This window comes from Aeromonas ichthyocola (assembly GCF_046087985.1).
Lineage (GTDB): Bacteria > Pseudomonadota > Gammaproteobacteria > Enterobacterales > Aeromonadaceae > Aeromonas > Aeromonas rivipollensis.
Window position 1 is genome coordinate 41451 of sequence record NZ_JBJSWH010000012.1, and the last position, 15749, is coordinate 57199.

A 15749-nucleotide genomic window follows, 5' to 3' on the forward strand; every position below is an offset into this window, starting at 1 on the left:
TTATTGCGCCTGGATTCTGAGTTCTGCACTAGAGCGGCTGGTGTGGCCAAGCAGGGACTTGACGTCGCTGGACTTGGGCTTGATCAGCCTGAACTTGGGCACATAGGAGTCGAAGTTGGCCAGTATCTCCTCGGCGCGCGAGCTGCCTGTTTCATTGAGGTGCGCCGTGATGATGCCGCGCAGGTGCTCCTGATGGATGGCAAGGTCCGCCACGTCCAGCAGTTCCACCAGCTCGGGGTTGGTACGCTTGGCAAAGTTGCCGCACTCGTCCAGCACGTAGGCAAAGCCCCCTGTCATGCCGGCCGCGAAGTTGACGCCCGTGGTGCCGAGTATGGTGACGATGCCGCCTGTCATGTATTCACAGCCGTTGTCGCCAATCCCCTCGACCACCGCCAGGGCCCCCGAGTTGCGCACCGCGAAGCGCTCGCCCGCGGTGCCTGCGGCGTAGAGCTTGCCGCCGGTGGCGCCATAGAGGCAGGTGTTGCCTATGATGGCCGCCTCGTGGGACTTGAAGGCCACACCGACATGGGGTTTGACCACCAGCTTGCCACCGGTCATCCCCTTGCCCACGTAGTCGTTGGCGTCACCCGTGAGTATCATCTCGAGGCCGCCGGCGTTCCAGACGCCGAAGCTCTGGCCTGCGGTACCGTTGAAGTGCACCCGTACCGGATCGGCGGCCATGCCCTGGTTGCCGTGACGTTTGACTATCTCGCCGGACAGGCGCGCACCCACCGAGCGATCCGTGTTGCGGATGTCGTAGCGGAACTCGCCACCGCTCATGTTTTCCACCGCCTCCAGCAGGTCGTCCACCATCTTGAGGTTGAGCGGGCCCTTGTCGAAAGTCGGGTTGTGCTGCTGGCTGAACAGGCTGGAGCCTGCCGGTGCCACCGGGCTTGCCAGAATGCCGGACAAGTCCAGCTTGGCCTGACGGGCGGTGAGGCCGGGCAGGGCTTCCAGCAGGTCGGTACGACCGATGAGGTCGGTCAGCTGGGTGACGCCGAGCTCTGCCATCAGCTCCCGGGTCTCTTCGGCGATGAACTTGAAGTAGTTCATCACCATCTCCGGCAGGCCGGTGAAGTGCTCGCGGCGCAGCTTCTCATCCTGGGTGGCGACGCCGGTGGCGCAGTTGTTCAGGTGGCAGATGCGCAGGTATTTGCAGCCGAGCGCCACCATGGGGCCGGTGCCGAAACCGAAGCTCTCGGCGCCGAGGATGGCCGCCTTGATGATGTCCAGACCGGTTTTGAGACCGCCATCCACCTGCAGCCGCACCTTGTGGCGCAGACCGTTGGCCACCAGGGCCTGCTGGGTTTCGGCCAGCCCCAGCTCCCAGGGGGAGCCGGCATATTTGACTGAACTCAGCGGGCTGGCACCTGTGCCGCCGTCATAACCGGAGACTGTGATGAAGTCGGCATAGGCCTTGGCTACGCCGCAGGCGATGGTGCCGACGCCGGGCTCGGACACCAGCTTGACTGACACTAGGCAGTCCGGGTTGATCTGCTTGATGTCGAAGATGAGCTGGGCCAAGTCCTCGATGGAGTAGATGTCGTGGTGCGGCGGCGGGGAGATCAGGGTCACGCCGGGCACCGAATAACGCAGCTTGGCAATCTGGGCCGTCACCTTGTCACCGGGCAGCTGGCCGCCTTCACCGGGCTTGGCGCCCTGGGCCACTTTTATCTGCACCACGTCCGCGTTCATCAGGTAGTGCGGAGTGACGCCGAAGCGCCCCGAGGCCACCTGCTTGATGCGCGAATTCTTCTCGGTACCAAAGCGCTTGGGATCTTCACCGCCTTCGCCAGAGTTGCTCTGACCGCCGAGGCGGTTCATGGCCACCGCCAGCGCCTCATGCGCCTCGGGGCCCAGCGCGCCTATGGACATGGCGGCGGAGTCGAAGCGGGGGAACAGCTTGGCGGCGGGCTCGACCTGTTCCAGCGCAACCGGCGTCGTTCCCTGCTTGAGGACGAGCAGATCGCGCAAGGTGGCGACGGGGCGCTCGTTCACGAGACGCGCGTACTCCTTGTAATCGGCGTAGTTGCCGGAGCGCACCGCCACTTGCAGGGTCTGCACCACGTCCGGGTTGTAGGTGTGGTACTCGCCGCCGTGGACGAACTTGAGCAGCCCGCCCTGGGTCAGTGGCTTGCGGCCGAGCCAGGCCTGGCGTGCCAGATTGACCTGATCCTGCTGGATGTCGGTAAAGTCGGCCCCCTGAATGCGGCTGGATACGCCGCGGAAGCAGAGCTCGACCACGGAGCTGGACAGACCCACGGCTTCGAACAGCTGGGAGCAGCGGTAGCTTGCCACAGTGCTGATGCCCATCTTGGACATCACCTTGTAGAGGCCCTTGTTGATGCCGTTGCGGTAGTTGAGCATGGCCTGGCGCAGGCTCATCTTCAGCACCCCTTCCTCGACCTGTTTGGCCAGGGTCTCGTAGGCGAGATAGGGATAGATGGCGGTGGCGCCAAAGCCCAGCAGCACTGCGAAGTGGTGCGGGTCGCGCACGCTCGCGGTCTCCACCAGTATGTTGGCGTCGCAGCGCAGGTTGTTGTCCACCAGGGTGCGTTGCACCGCGCCCACCGCCATGGCGGCCGGGATGGGCAAGGTGTCGGCACTGATGTCTCGGTCAGACAGCACCAGCAGCACGGTGCCATTGCGCGCCTTGTCGGCCGCGTCGGCACAGAGCCGCTCCAGCGCTGCCTGCAGCCCCTCTTCGGGCTGGTAGTTGAGGCTCAGCACCGCATGACGGTAGTGCTCCCCTTCCAGTGCCAGCAGTTGGTGGAAGTCGGAGTAGAGCAGGATAGGCGACTGGAACAGCACCCTGTGGGCGTGGCCGAAGGTCTCGTTGAACACGTTCTGCTCGCGGCCGATACAGGTGGCCAGCGACATGACGTGGTTTTCCCGCAGCGGATCTATGGGCGGGTTGGTCACCTGGGCGAACATCTGGCGGAAGTAGTCGTACAGGGTACGCTGGCTGGAGGAGAGCACCGCCATCGGGGTGTCATCCCCCATGGAGCCCACCGCCTCCTGGCCGTTCTCGCCGAGCACGCGGATGATCTGATCCAGCTCCTCGTAGGAGTAGCCGAACAGTTTCTGATAGGTCTTGAGCTGATCGTCAGGGAGCTCGCGGGCGCCTGTGCTGGCGTCATCCATCTGCTCGAACGGCACCAGTCGCTTGCAGTGCTTGTCCATCCACTGCTTGTAGGTGTGGCGGCTCTTGAGATCGTCATCGATCTCGAAGCTGGTCCACACCTTGCCGTTGCTGGTATCCACCACGAACAGCTCGCCCGGGCCGACTCGGCCCTTCTCCAGCACCTCGTCCGGGGTGTAGTCCCAGGTGCCGACCTCAGACGCGAGGGTGATGAACTTGTCCTTGGTGATGACGTAGCGGGCCGGGCGCAGGCCGTTACGGTCCAGGGCGCAGGTGGCGTAGCGGCCATCGGTCATGACGATGCCGGCCGGGCCATCCCAGGGCTCCATGTGCATGGAGTTGAAGTCATAGAAGGCGCGCAGGTCGTCATCCATGTTCGGGTGTTTTTGCCATGCAGGCGGGATCAGCAGGCGCATGGCCCTGAACAGGTCCATGCCACCGGCCAGGAAGAGATCCAGCATGTTGTCGAGGCTGGAGGAATCCGATCCCGTGGTGTTGACGAAGGGAGCCGCCTCTTGCAAGTCAGGGATCAGCGGGGTGGCGAACTTGTAGCTGCGCGCCTTGGCCCACTGGCGGTTGCCGGCGATGGTGTTGATCTCGCCGTTGTGGGCGAGATAACGGAAGGGTTGCGCCAGCGGCCAGCGCGGGCTGGTGTTGGTGGAGAAGCGCTGGTGGAACACGCAGATGGCGGCCTGCATGCGGATGTCGGCGAGATCCAGATAGAAGCGCGGCAAATCCACCGGCATGCACAGTCCTTTATAGACGGTGACCAGGTTGGAGAGGCTGACCACATAGAAGTAGTCGTCGCTGATGCGCTTCTCGATGCGGCGGCGCACTATATAAAGGCGCCGCTCGAGATCCTTGTCGACCCAGCCTGGCGGCGCGTTGACAAAGACCTGTTCAATGCTTGGCAGGGACGCCTTGGCGATGGGACCGAGCACATTGGTATCGATGGGCACCTTGCGCCAACCGACCAGACTCAGGGTCTCTCTTTCCAGCTCCTCGTCGATGATGTCGCGGGTGGCTTGGGCCAATACGGGGTCCGGGTTCAGGAACAGCATGCCGACCGCATAGTTGCGGCCCAGGTGCCATCCCTTCTCTTCGGCGACAGCGCGATAGAAGCTGTCCGGTTTTTGCAGCAGCAGACCACAGCCATCGCCGGTCTTGCCGTCGGCGGAGATGCCGCCGCGGTGCTGCATGCGAGCCAAGGCTGACATCGCGAGACGGACAAGCTTGTGGCTGGCTTCCCCTTCCATGTGGGCCAACAGGCCGAAGCCACAGTTATCCCTCTCCAGCTTTGGATCATATAGTGACATTGCATTTCTCCCTTGCTCGGCCTTCCACCGCAAACTGCATAAATTGCGATTGGCTCTTGTGGTTCCGTCCGCCTGAGGTGGCGAATCTCCAAACTAATGGGATTTTCGGGCAAGGTCAATTGGACATCCCGCTTGTTTGCAATGTTACACCGCCATAACAAAATGCGGGTTTCAGAGACTCAATCCAGTTTTTGCTATACAAAAATCTATGAACTTTATTTTTTAAAGTTGATTGAACTAATAATGATGGATTTGGTGGTTGACTGCTTTGCGGCGCTGAACTGTAGTAATTTTACCAATTCATCCCGTCGGGGGCGGGCGGGGATCACATTTCAGGATCCTGCGTCTTGCATTTATCCGGTTGCGGGCTAGGCGAGATTTTTGCAGTGCTAACAGCCGGTTAGAGGGGAGGTATCGTTCCACTTTCCCCTTTTTGTCGAAGGTCTGTGGTTTCCAAAAGTAACCTTAAAACCCCATCTGTGGGTATTTATCGCACGCAATGTGAATATTTATATGGTTTTTGGGGGCGGGGCGGCTTGATCCAGCTCAGCCTGGCGGGGAGCCTCTGCCAGTACAATGACAGCTCATATTGGAGGTGTCATGCAGTTACACGAACTCATCAATACTCAAGCAGCGTCACGGCCAGAAGATCCACAAACTCTCCATCCACGGCGCCTTCACCTGCCCGAACCGGGACGGCACCCTGGGCCGCGGCGGCTGCACCTTCTGCAATGTCTCCTCTTTCGCCGACGAATCGACCCAGCAGCTCTCAGTGGTGCAACAACTGCTGGCGCGCCGGGACGAAGTGACCCGTGCCAAGCGCTATCTCGCCTACTTTCAGGCCTATACGAGCACCTATGCCGAGGTGGAATACCTGCAGCGCATGTATGAGGAGGCGTTGTCGGTCAGCGACATGGTGGGGCTCTGTGTCGGGACCCGGCCCGATTGCGTGCCGGATGCGGTACTGGATCTGCTGGCGGGCTATCAGGCCCGTGGCTACGAGGTGTGGCTGGAGCTGGGGCTGCAAAGTGCAAGCGACAAGACACTGCAACGGATCAATCGCGGCCACGGTTATGCCGCTTATGAGGATGCGGTAAGACGTGCCCATCAGCGCGGTATCAAGGTATGTGCCCATCTGATCGTTGGCCTGCCGGGCGAGGTGCCCATGGACAGCCTCGATACCCTGCATCGCATCGTTGCGACTGGCGTGGAGGGGATCAAGTTGCATCCGCTACATGTAGTTGAGGGCAGTACCCTTGGCAAGGTGTGGCAGGCAGGGCGGCTGGAGGTGCTGACGCTGGAACACTATGTGGAGGCGGCTGTGGCCATGATCCAGCACACGCCCCCCGAGGTGGTCTATCACCGGATCTCGGCGTCGGCACGCCGTCCGACCCTGCTGGCCCCAGCCTGGTGTGAAAATCGCTGGACCGCCATGGCAGAAATTGCCGCTGAACTGACTCGATCAGGCCCCCAGGGAGCTGCCCTGGGCCGACCCTTCTCGCTCGCTCCTTTTAATGAGTGACGACTCTAATTTCATTAAAAAAACAGAGGGTTATTAGATGAAATTCAGTCTTTGCAGTATAGTTTCGTTCAAGTCGCCTTGATAAGATGGTCGGCTTGAAAAAGATATTGTTATCAATAACTCTTTAGTAATTAATGGACCGGGCAGGATATCTCGCACTCCTTGCCGTCATCAGATGACGTGCGTGGCTCCTCTCTTCCCGGCTTGACGATGTGTGAGTCTGGCGATGGCATTGGATGTCATTGCCCAGTGCGCTAATTGGGTTGTCGGTTCGCGATGATGGGATCTGCTCTGCATTCACAGGTCGCCACCAGGTTCCGGGTGATGATTTCCCTGCGACAACCGTCTGAATCATGTTTTGACAGGATGCTATGCAAGCAGAAACCAGCCATATAGATGAACTATTGGAATGCCTGGTCTTTTTGACCCGTTTTTATGGCGTACCCAATAGTCAGGATGCCCTCACCACGGGCTTGCCACTGGTCTCGGGCCGTCTGAGTACGGCGCTCTTCAGTCGCGCTGCCGAGCGTGGCGGTTTGTCCGCCCGTGAGGTGATCCAGCCACTCGAAAACATCTCTCCCCTGCTGTTGCCCTGCGTCTTGCAGACGCGGCAGGGCGGCGCCTGCATCCTGCTGGAGTGGAACAAGGACAGGAGCCAGGCCAAGGTCATCTTCCCCCAGGCCGGTGATGCGGCGCAGTGGGTCAGCACAGCCCAGCTGGGCGACGAGTACAACGGCAGGCTGTTCTTCGTCAAGAAGCAGTTCAAGTTCGATGAACGCTCCCCCAAGGTGCTGGAGACCCGGGATGGTCACTGGTTCTGGAGCACGCTGTTTGAATCTCGCGGCATCTATCGCGATGTGCTGATTGCCTCCATTCTCATCAACCTCTTTGCGGTGGCCAGCCCTCTGTTCACCATGAATGTCTACGACAAGATAGTGCCCAATCTGGCGTTCGACTCCCTCTGGGTGCTGGCGGTAGGGGCCATGGTGGTGTTCACCTTTGACTTCGTGATGCGCCAGTTGCGCAGCTACTTCATCGACATTGCCGGCAAGAAATCGGATGTGCTGCTGTCGGCCAAGATCTTTGCCAAGGTCATGGGGATGAAGATGGAGTCCCGTCCTGCCTCGACGGGGGCGTTCGCCAAGCATCTGCAGGAGTTTGAATCGGTACGGGAGTTCTTCACCTCCGCCACCGTATCGACCCTGATTGATCTGCCGTTTGCGGTCTTCTTCCTCTTCATCATCTGGCTGTTTGCCGGTGTCATGGTGGTGGTACCCATCGTCGCCATGCTGATCCTGGTGGCCTACAGCTTCTATATCCAGGCACCGCTCAAGCAGTCCATCGAGGAGGGCTCCCGCCTGGCCTCCCAGAAGAACGCCAATCTGATCGAAAGCATCTCCGGCCTCGAGACCGTCAAGATCTTCGGCGCCGAGAGCATGTTCCAGCACCGCTGGGAGCAGGCTGTGTCCCACATCTCGACCTGGGGCGTGCAGACCCGTCGCATCACCAACTCCATGTCCTCTCTGGCGAGTTACATCCAGCAGGTGGTGACCGTGGGGCTGGTCATCGTCGGGGTCTACCAGATCTCCGAAGGGCTGGTGACCATGGGTGGCATGATCGCCGCCGTCATGTTGTCCAGCCGCGCCATTGCGCCCATGGTACAACTCTCCGTGCTGTCGACCCGCTACAACCAGGCCAAGTCCGCCCTGGAGATCCTGGAGAAGATCATGATGACGCCGGGCGAGCAGGAGGAGGGCAAGCAGTACATTCACCACCCCATCATCCAGGGCCGCATCGAGTTCGAAAACGTCTCCTTCAAATACCCGGGCATGGAAAGCAGCACACTGCACAACATCAATCTGCGTATCGAGCCGGGGGAGAAGGTGGCCATCATAGGGCGGATCGGGGCGGGCAAGACCACCCTTGAGAAGCTGCTGATGGGGCTCTACCGACCGACGGACGGTCTGGTGCGCCTCGATGGCTTCGAGCTGGATCAGCTGGCGCCGGCCGCCATCCGTCGCAACATCGGCTGTGTGCCGCAGGACGTGACCCTCTTCTTTGGCTCGGTGCGAGATAACATCATGCTGGGCAACCCGCTGGTGGATGATGCCCGGGTTGTGCGCGCCGCCAAGCGGGCCGGCGTCACCAACTTTACCAATCGGGATCCCAATGGGCTGGACCGGCAGATAGGCGAGGGGGGGCGTCAGCTCTCAGGTGGTCAGCGACAGGCCATTTTGCTGGCCCGTGCCCTGCTCAACGATCCCCCCATCCTGGTGATGGATGAGCCGACGTCCAACATGGACAACCAGTCAGAGATGCATGTGAAGCAGGAGCTGGCAAGGCTGGGTCCTGAAACCACGCTGATCCTCATTACCCACAAGACCTCCATGCTGGACGTGGCCTCCCGGGTCATCGTCGTGGAACAGGGGAAGATAGTGGCTGACGGCCCCAAGGAGACGGTGCTGCAACAACTGAAGGAAGGCAAGGTGCGGGTGCAGGAGACGGCCAATGGCTAACAATTGGTTCAAGAAAACGGCACCAGACACAGTGTTGCCAGCACCCGAGCATCTGGAGTTTGTCGATGACGGCGCGCGGCAGCTGTGCTGCTGAGCACACCGACCGGAGCCCGCATCCTGTTGTGGTGCTGTTTCCTGTTTTTCATGAGTGCCATAGTCTGGGCCGCCTGGGCCGAGCTTGACGAGGTCACCGTCGGTCAGGGCAAGGTCATTCCGTCCCGCCAGCTGCAGGTGATCCAGAACCTGGAAGGGGGGATCGTCAAGGAGATCTTCGTCAAGGAGGGGGATATAGTCGAGAAAAGGGGCAGCCGCTGCTGCGTATCGATGACACCCGTTTCCGCTCCGATTTTAGGGAACGTGAGCAGGAGGTGGTCACCCTGAAGGGGGATGTGGCCCGTCTGCGCGCCGAGATGGCCAGTGTCGAGGTGAAAAACGACCCGGCACTCGGGTGGCGTGAGCAGGTAGTGGTAGGCGAAGCGCCCATCCAGTTTCCCGATGGTTATGAAACCGTCTTTGCCGAATACGCAACCGTGAGCGCTCTGTACAAAAAGATCGCCTAAATAACTTGAAGAATCAGCTCTATATTCTTGGTCAGCAAATCGAGCAGAAAGAGCAGGAGCTGATTGAACTGAATGCCAAGATCCGCACTGTGAACCGCAGTGTGGAACTGGCCAGACAAGAGCTGAATATCAGCCGTCCGCTGGCGAAAGAGGGTATAGTGCCTCAAGTGGAGCTAATCAAACTGGAGCGGCAGGTCAACGAGATGCAGGGGAGCTGGAGAGCAACCGTCTGCTTATTCCAAAACTCAATTCGGTACTGCGTGAGACCATCTCCAAGCGTAATGATATTGCGCTTGAAGTTCAGAGCAGACTCCCAGACCGAGCTCAACGAACGCCAGGGCAAGCTGAGCCAGTTGTCCGAAGGCCAGGTCGGTCTGCGGGACAGGGTCGATCGTACCAGCGTGATAGCACCGCTCAAGGGCACCATCAAGAAGCTCAAGATCAATACCCTGGGAGGGGTCGTGCAGCCTGGCATGGATCTGATGGAGATAGTGCCGCTGGAGGATACCCTGCTGGTGGAAGCCAAGGTATCACCCAAGGACATCGCCTTCCTGCGACCCGGGCTGGAGGCCGTGGTCAAGATAACCGCTTATGATTTCACTGTTTATGGAGGTTTACATGGCAAGGTTGAACAGATAAGTGCCGACTCGATCCAGGATGAGGAGGGCAACTCCTTCTATCTGGTTCGGGTGCGTACCGAGAAGAGTTATCTGGGCGATGAGCTTAACGCACTTCCCATCATCCCCGGTATGTTAGCCAGTGCAGATATCATTACTGGCAAAAAAAGTGTCCTAGACTACTTGCTCAAGCCCATCCTGCGGGCTAAGCAGTCGGCACTGAGAGAACGATAAGCCAACAATCTAAAAACAACATGACTGGAGATACCATGAAGAAGACGATTGTTGCCATGCTGGTTAGTGGCACCATACTGTTCCCGGGCCTGAGCCAGGCACAGACACTGGAACAGTCAGTGGCACAGTCACTGGCTACCCATCCAAAAATCAAGGAAGCTTTTGATCTCTATCAGGCACGACTGTACCAGCATGATGGAGCCAAGGGCGGCTACTATCCCACCATAGATCTGCGTGGCGGCGTTGGTTACGAGAAGACCGACAGCCCCTCGACCCGTGCGGCACCTGCCAACTCGCAGACGATCGATGATTCCATGACTCGTAAAGAGGCCGGGATCAGCCTGCGCCAGATGCTGTTTGACGGCTTCGATGTCAGCAGCAACGTGGCCCGGACCGATGCCGCAGCCCAGGCCCAGCGTCTGGCCATGATCTCCGAAGCGGAGAACACGGCGCTGCGTGTGGCCGAGGTGTACCTCAACATGCTGCGTCAGCAGGAGATCCTGGAGCTGTCCAAGCAGAACCTGGAAACCCACGAGCAGATCCGCAGCGACATCCAGAAACGGACAGACTCAGGTCTGGGCTCGACCGCGGACCAGACCCAGATAGATGGTCGTGTGGCACGTGCCTATTCCAACCAGGCGGCCGCAGAGAACAACTATCGGGATGCCGAGAGCGAGTTCATCCGGGTCGTGAATGAGGTGCCCAAGGATCTGGTGCAGCCGGCTCCCAACAGCCAGTTGATCCCGGCCACTCTGGAGGACGCGCTGAAGACGGCCACCGAGGTTCACCCGACCCTGCTGTCCTCCCTGCAAGACATCGAAGAGGCCAAGTATCAGCATGAAGGATCCAAGTCCGGGTTCTACCCGAACGTGGCCTTCGAGGTGGATCAGAACTGGAACGAGGACATCGATGCGGTCAAAGGACGCAACGACGACCTCACCGCCATGGTCCGGATGCGTTACAACCTGTTCCGTGGCGGCTCCGATCTGGCTGAAAGCAAGGCCACCTCGGCACTCTATTCCCAGGCAAAAGACATTCACCTGAATGCCTTCCGTCAGGTGGAAGAGGGGACCCGCCTCGCCTGGAATGCCAAGGAGTCGCTGGCCAAGCAGAAAGTCTTCCTGAAAGAGCACGTGGACGCCAGCTACGACACCGTACAGGCGTACAAGAAGCAGTTTGGTCTGGGACAACGGACCTTGCTGGACGTGCTGAACACGGAGAACGAACTGTTCGAGGCTCGCCGCAGCTACATCACGGCCGAGTATGACTCCCTGCTGGCGGATTACCGTATCCTCAATGCCACCGGGGGACTGCTCAATGCCATGAATGTACAGCAGCCCGCTGATTGGCAGGCCAACAACAACTGATGGTCATCGTGCTGATGCCATATCAGTCAGAAGAAATGGCTGCAGCTTGCTGCAGTCATTCTTTTATGTATTTGGCTTTCAACTGAAGATTGCAATGGCATGCCGCAGGGGAAACATGTGACATCGTGGTGCAAGGCAGGGAGCCGCGGGCTCTTCTGGCCAGCATGGCTCATCAGCCCCGTGCAGCGTTGGCGGCTCCAGCTGTTGTGGCTGGTGCTGCTGTCTATCCCTCTGCTGCTCAGCGCCAGCCAGCCCTTGTCGTCGGAAGATCTGAAGCTGGTCAAGCGGGCGGAGGAGACCTATGGCCCTCGTGCAGGCAAGCGGGTCACCAGCTGGCGCACGCTGGCCATGCAGAACCGGGCTGCGGGTCTGACGGAGCGGCAGAAGCTGGAGAAGGTGAACCAGTTTTTCAATCAGATGCGGTTTATCGATGACATCAAGCTGTGGCGCAAGAAGGATTACTGGGCTACCCCGCTGGAGTTTTTGGGGGCGGCTGGCGGAGATTGTGAAGACTTCAGCATTTCCAAATACTTTACGCTGCTGGAGCTTGGCATCCCGGATGAAAAAATGCGGATGGTATATGTCAAGGCATTGGATTATAACCAGTTTCATATGGTTGTTGCCTATTATGAGACGCCCGCATCAGTGCCTCTCATTCTGGACAATCTCGTCGGTGCCATTCGCCCGGCCAGTCAGCGGGCGGATCTGGTGCCAATTTACAGCTTTAACGGTAGTCACTTGTGGTTGATGAAGGCGCGTGGTCAAGGGGAACTGGCCGGGCAATCATCCCGCTTGGGATTATGGACTGACTTACGCAATCGCATGACTTCAGGGCGATTGGCTCGGCCTGTGGTGAATTTGGATGATTAACCTATGACGCTCTACAGACAACTATTGGCAACCATGCTGTTACTGTTCGGATTGCTGTTTGCCGCCACCTACTGGGTACAGTTCAATTCGACCCGCAACTATCTGGCGCAACAGCAGGAGACCACAGTCATCAACACCTCCACCGCCCTGGGTCTGGCGTTGACGCCGTATCTGGAGAACGGGGACAAGGTGAGTGCCGAATCCGTCATGAAGGCCGTGTTCGACGGCGGCTACTATCGACTGGTCCGCCTCGATCTGCTGGCTTCCAAGGATGTCATCGAACTGGAAAACAGCAGCAACATACAGGGAGTGCCGCAGTGGTTCATCGAGCTGGGCCTCTTCCCTGAGGTATCCAACGAATCCATTCTGACCTCGGGCTGGTTGCAACTGGGCAAGCTGAAGATAGTGGGCCATCCGGGACAGGCCTACTACGAGCTCTGGAAGGGGATGAGCGAGCTGGCGACCTGGTTCCTGGTGGGCTTCCTGATCACCACCATTCTGCTGATGCGGGCACTCAACTACCTGCTCAAACCGCTCAAGCTCATCTGCGAGCAGGCGGTCGAGATAGAGCTGCACCACTTCGGACACACCATTCCCGAGCCCAAGAGCCGCGAGTTGAAACAGGTGGTGCAGGCCATCAACACCCTCTCGAGCAAGCTGGCGGTGCAGTTCAAGGAGCAGGCCGATGAAGCCGAGAATCTGCGCGCCCGGGTCTATGTGGATGCGGTCTCCGGGCTTGGTAACCGCTCCTACTTCGTGGGGCAGGTCAATGCCTGGATCGCCGAAGCGGGACAGGGGGGCGTCATGCTGGTGGCCGTCGACATGCTGGACGATCTCTATCGTGAGGAAGGCTATGCGGCGCGGGACAACATGGTCAAGTCCATCGCCCAGGTGCTCAGGGAGCTGCTGGACGGCTGGGATGGTGCGGCGCTGGCCCGGATCTCGGCCACCGAATACGCCCTGCTCTGTCCTACCGATGATCTGTCACAGCTCAAGGATCTGGCGGAGCTTATCAATAGTCGTATCGCCGATCTGGTGGTCAATCCCATGGGTGAGAGCGGTGCGCTCTCGGTGGTCGGGATCGCCGGCCGTGATGGCGATGATGACCTCTCTGCCCTGCTGACCAAGGCGGACAATGCGCTGGGCAAGGCGCGCAACGAGCGGCGGGGTGCCGTCGTCATGGAAGGGGGCTCGGATCAGGGGTTGATGGGGCGCCTGGCCTGGCGTGATCTGGTACAGGATGCAATGGCCCGAAACCTGTGGCGCTTCAAGGCGCAGCCTGCCTGTCGCTTCGATGATGGTACGCGCCTGCATGCCGAGCTGTTCGCTGCCATCTCGCGGGATGGGACCGACTATTTCGCAGGCCAGTTCTTGCCCGCCATAGAGCAGTTCCAGATGGGGGCCGAGTTTGACAAGGCCGTTCTGGAAGCCTGCGTGCCTCTGTTCAAGCAGCAATCCGAGCTGGTGCTCGCGGTCAACATCACCGCAGGGTCGCTCTGTTCGGATGAGTTCCTGACCTGGCTGAGCGGCTATCTGGCCGTGAATGGCGAGTTGAAGGAGAGACTGCTGTTCGAGATCCCTGAGGCCGCCATCATGAAACACAAGCAGCATGTGACCAACCTGGTCGAGGTGCTGCGAGAGCAGGGCTTCCTGTGGGGGGTCGATCACTATGGTCGCCACTTCCAGTCCCTCGGATATCTGGAGGAGCTGGCCCCTGCCTACGTCAAGGTGGATCACGGCTATACCAGTCAGGTCATGGAGCCGGGAGCCGATACCTCCTTCCTGGCTGCGGTCTGCCGAGCAGCCCACAATGCGGGTGTCACGACCATCGCCACCCGAGTGGAGGATCAGCAGCAGGTCGAGGTGCTGGCCAGTCTGCATATAGACGGTTATCAAGGCTTCGTTCATCCGGCATTCCCACTGCCGTGAATCACGCAATCATATTGAAAAGGGCCCCAATGAGGGCCCTTTTTTATATCCATTTAGAATATATGAAGGTGCTTTGCTGCGATGAACATGCAGAAGGGCTGAAAGGCGAGTTGTTAGTGTATTGATTTGTCTGTGTAAAAAACATTCATTCGATTCGCTGCATCGGATGAAGCCAAACAGATTCAATGTTGTACATTTTTGCAACTGAAGCTCGATGGGCGCGCATCTAGAGTGTAGGCATCAAGATCTGTCACCCTGGAGCAATGGATATGCGCACCCAAATCATCGACAAAACCGTCGTCGTCTCTTCCGTGGAAGGCAATGTTCAGATCCTGCTTGCCGATGGCAGCAGCCGTCCTCTCCAGCCTGGTGAGATATTGCAACCGGGCGCCAAGCTCAATATTGCCGACGATGCGAAATTGATGTTGGCACCCTACGATGACAACCCCGGGCAGGCCGCAGCCGCCCCCGCCGAGACAGATATACCGGCCGAAGGGCAACCCTCATCATCGGCCGAGAACAGCAACCTCCCTCCAGAAATTGCGGCCTTGCAAGAATCCATCCTGCAAGGGGTCGACCCGACCAAGGACTTTGAAGCCGCCGCAGCCGGCGGGGCGCCTGCCGCAGGTGGGGGTGGCGGCATCGGCGGGGTCGCGGGGGCCAGTGGCAACGGCGGCTTTGTCGTCATCGATCGTGTCGGTGATGCGACCATAGCCGAGGCCGGATTCGATACCAGCTATGACGCCTTGCTCGATCAGAATGTGCTGCAGGAAGACGATCTTCTGCCAGAAAATGAGCTCGATGATCTGGATGAATCTGAAGTCACCCAGGAAGACCAAGCTATCAGTGGCAACCTGTTGCTCAACAGCAGCAACTCGGATGGCCCTCAAGACACATCGATTGTTTCCTATAGCTGGGGCAGCAACATCGGCATTCTGGCCGGTGTCGAGAGCTCATTGGACGGGATAGGCACCCTCATCATCAATGCCGACGGCTCCTACACCTTCACTCCGGCACTCAATTACACAGGCCCTGTGCCGCCAGCCAACTACATAGTGACAGATGGCGACGATACCAATAACTCCACTCTGACCATTACCATTACCCCCACGGATGAGACAGTCTCCTTGGGCGGGCTGCAGGTCGAAGGGGGCGAGCTTGTTCTGAATGAAGCGGCACTGGCCGATGGCAGCAGCCCGGATGCTGCCGGCCTGACCAAGAGCGGCGCCTTCACCTTCAATGCGGCAGATGGCATCCAGAGCCTGGCTCTGGGTGGCGTGGTACTCATCAGTAACGGTCAGGTCATCAGCAGTTTCCCGCAGGCGATCCCGAGCCCTCTGGGCAATCAACTGTTGGTGACAGGCATCAGCTACAACCCGGTGACAGGCGCCGGCACTGTGACTTACAGCTACACCCTGAGCGATAACGAGGCTCACACCCAGCCTGCCAATGACACTGCTCTGACCGAAAGCTTCAATGTTGTGCTGACGGACAGCGACGGTGACAGCACCAGCGCCAGTCTGGATGTGGTGATACTGGATGATGTACCCAGCGTGCGCCTGCTCCCTGGGGCCGGTGAGCTGGGTGTGGTCAGCGTGGACGAGAGCTTGCCTGCCTTGGATGGTGCAGACAGCGATGGCATAGTTAGCGCGACCCTGGCTGCCGCTACGGTGCAA

At 59.2% G+C, this 15749-nt stretch carries 9 protein-coding genes and 1 pseudogene; 9 read left to right on the forward strand and 1 reads right to left on the reverse strand.

The genetic code is table 11. From position 1 onward, the window contains the following. Complete coding sequence (gene gltB / locus ACF2JD_RS22325; protein WP_440988171.1) at positions 1 to 4458, reverse strand: glutamate synthase large subunit; 4458 nt, start codon at positions 4456 to 4458, stop codon at positions 1 to 3. Between the two features lie 600 nt (positions 4459 to 5058). On the opposite strand from gltB, the pseudogene ACF2JD_RS22330 reads away from it, so the two are divergent. The 9 genes and pseudogenes from ACF2JD_RS22330 to ACF2JD_RS22370 form a co-directional block, all read left to right on the forward strand. Continuing rightward, positions 5059 to 5980: pseudogene (locus ACF2JD_RS22330) on the forward strand (TIGR01212 family radical SAM protein). 371 nt (positions 5981 to 6351) lie between these two features. Then, positions 6352 to 8496 (forward strand): type I secretion system permease/ATPase, encoded by a 2145-nt coding sequence (locus tag ACF2JD_RS22335; protein WP_106886467.1) that lies wholly within the window; start codon positions 6352 to 6354, stop codon positions 8494 to 8496. 84 nt (positions 8497 to 8580) lie between these two features. Continuing rightward, positions 8581 to 8877 (forward strand): hypothetical protein, encoded by a 297-nt coding sequence (locus ACF2JD_RS22340; RefSeq protein ID WP_440988172.1) that lies wholly within the window; start codon positions 8581 to 8583, stop codon positions 8875 to 8877. After that, on the forward strand, positions 8865 to 9056 hold the full coding sequence (locus tag ACF2JD_RS22345) for a hypothetical protein (RefSeq protein ID WP_440988173.1): 192 nt from the start codon (positions 8865 to 8867) through the stop codon (positions 9054 to 9056). The genes ACF2JD_RS22340 and ACF2JD_RS22345 overlap by 13 nt, the downstream gene beginning before the upstream one ends. Before the next feature lie 5 nt (positions 9057 to 9061). Continuing rightward, a complete protein-coding gene (locus ACF2JD_RS22350) occupies positions 9062 to 9907 on the forward strand; it encodes an HlyD family type I secretion periplasmic adaptor subunit (protein WP_440988174.1) in 846 nt (281 codons plus the stop codon). Between the two features lie 35 nt (positions 9908 to 9942). Next, positions 9943 to 11274 carry a TolC family outer membrane protein gene (locus ACF2JD_RS22355; protein ID WP_139745157.1) on the forward strand — a complete coding sequence of 444 codons (1332 nt, stop codon included), beginning with the start codon at positions 9943 to 9945 and terminating at the stop codon, positions 11272 to 11274. A gap of 99 nt (positions 11275 to 11373) precedes the next feature. Then, positions 11374 to 12144 carry a transglutaminase-like cysteine peptidase gene (locus tag ACF2JD_RS22360; RefSeq protein ID WP_440988175.1) on the forward strand — a complete coding sequence of 257 codons (771 nt, stop codon included), beginning with the start codon at positions 11374 to 11376 and terminating at the stop codon, positions 12142 to 12144. Between the two features lie 3 nt (positions 12145 to 12147). Then, the gene (locus tag ACF2JD_RS22365; RefSeq protein WP_139745156.1) at positions 12148 to 14073 is read left to right on the forward strand and encodes an EAL domain-containing protein; all 1926 of its coding nucleotides are present in this window, start codon (positions 12148 to 12150) and stop codon (positions 14071 to 14073) included. A 269-nt stretch (positions 14074 to 14342) separates the two neighbouring features. Further along, on the forward strand, positions 14343 to 15749 hold a 1407-nt coding region (locus ACF2JD_RS22370), incomplete at its 3' end, for a retention module-containing protein (protein ID WP_440988176.1).

Excerpts from the sequence above, each read along its gene's own strand:
- ACF2JD_RS22355 (WP_139745157.1), top strand. The coding sequence starts at position 9,943 with ATGAAGAAGACGATTGTTGCCATGCTGGTTAGTGGCACCATACTGTTC.
- ACF2JD_RS22335 (WP_106886467.1), top strand. The coding sequence starts at position 6,352 with ATGCAAGCAGAAACCAGCCATATAGATGAACTATTGGAATGCCTGGTC.
- ACF2JD_RS22360 (WP_440988175.1), top strand. The coding sequence starts at position 11,374 with ATGCCGCAGGGGAAACATGTGACATCGTGGTGCAAGGCAGGGAGCCGC.
- gltB (WP_440988171.1), bottom strand. The coding sequence starts at position 4,458 with ATGTCACTATATGATCCAAAGCTGGAGAGGGATAACTGTGGCTTCGGC.
- ACF2JD_RS22365 (WP_139745156.1), top strand. The coding sequence starts at position 12,148 with ATGACGCTCTACAGACAACTATTGGCAACCATGCTGTTACTGTTCGGA.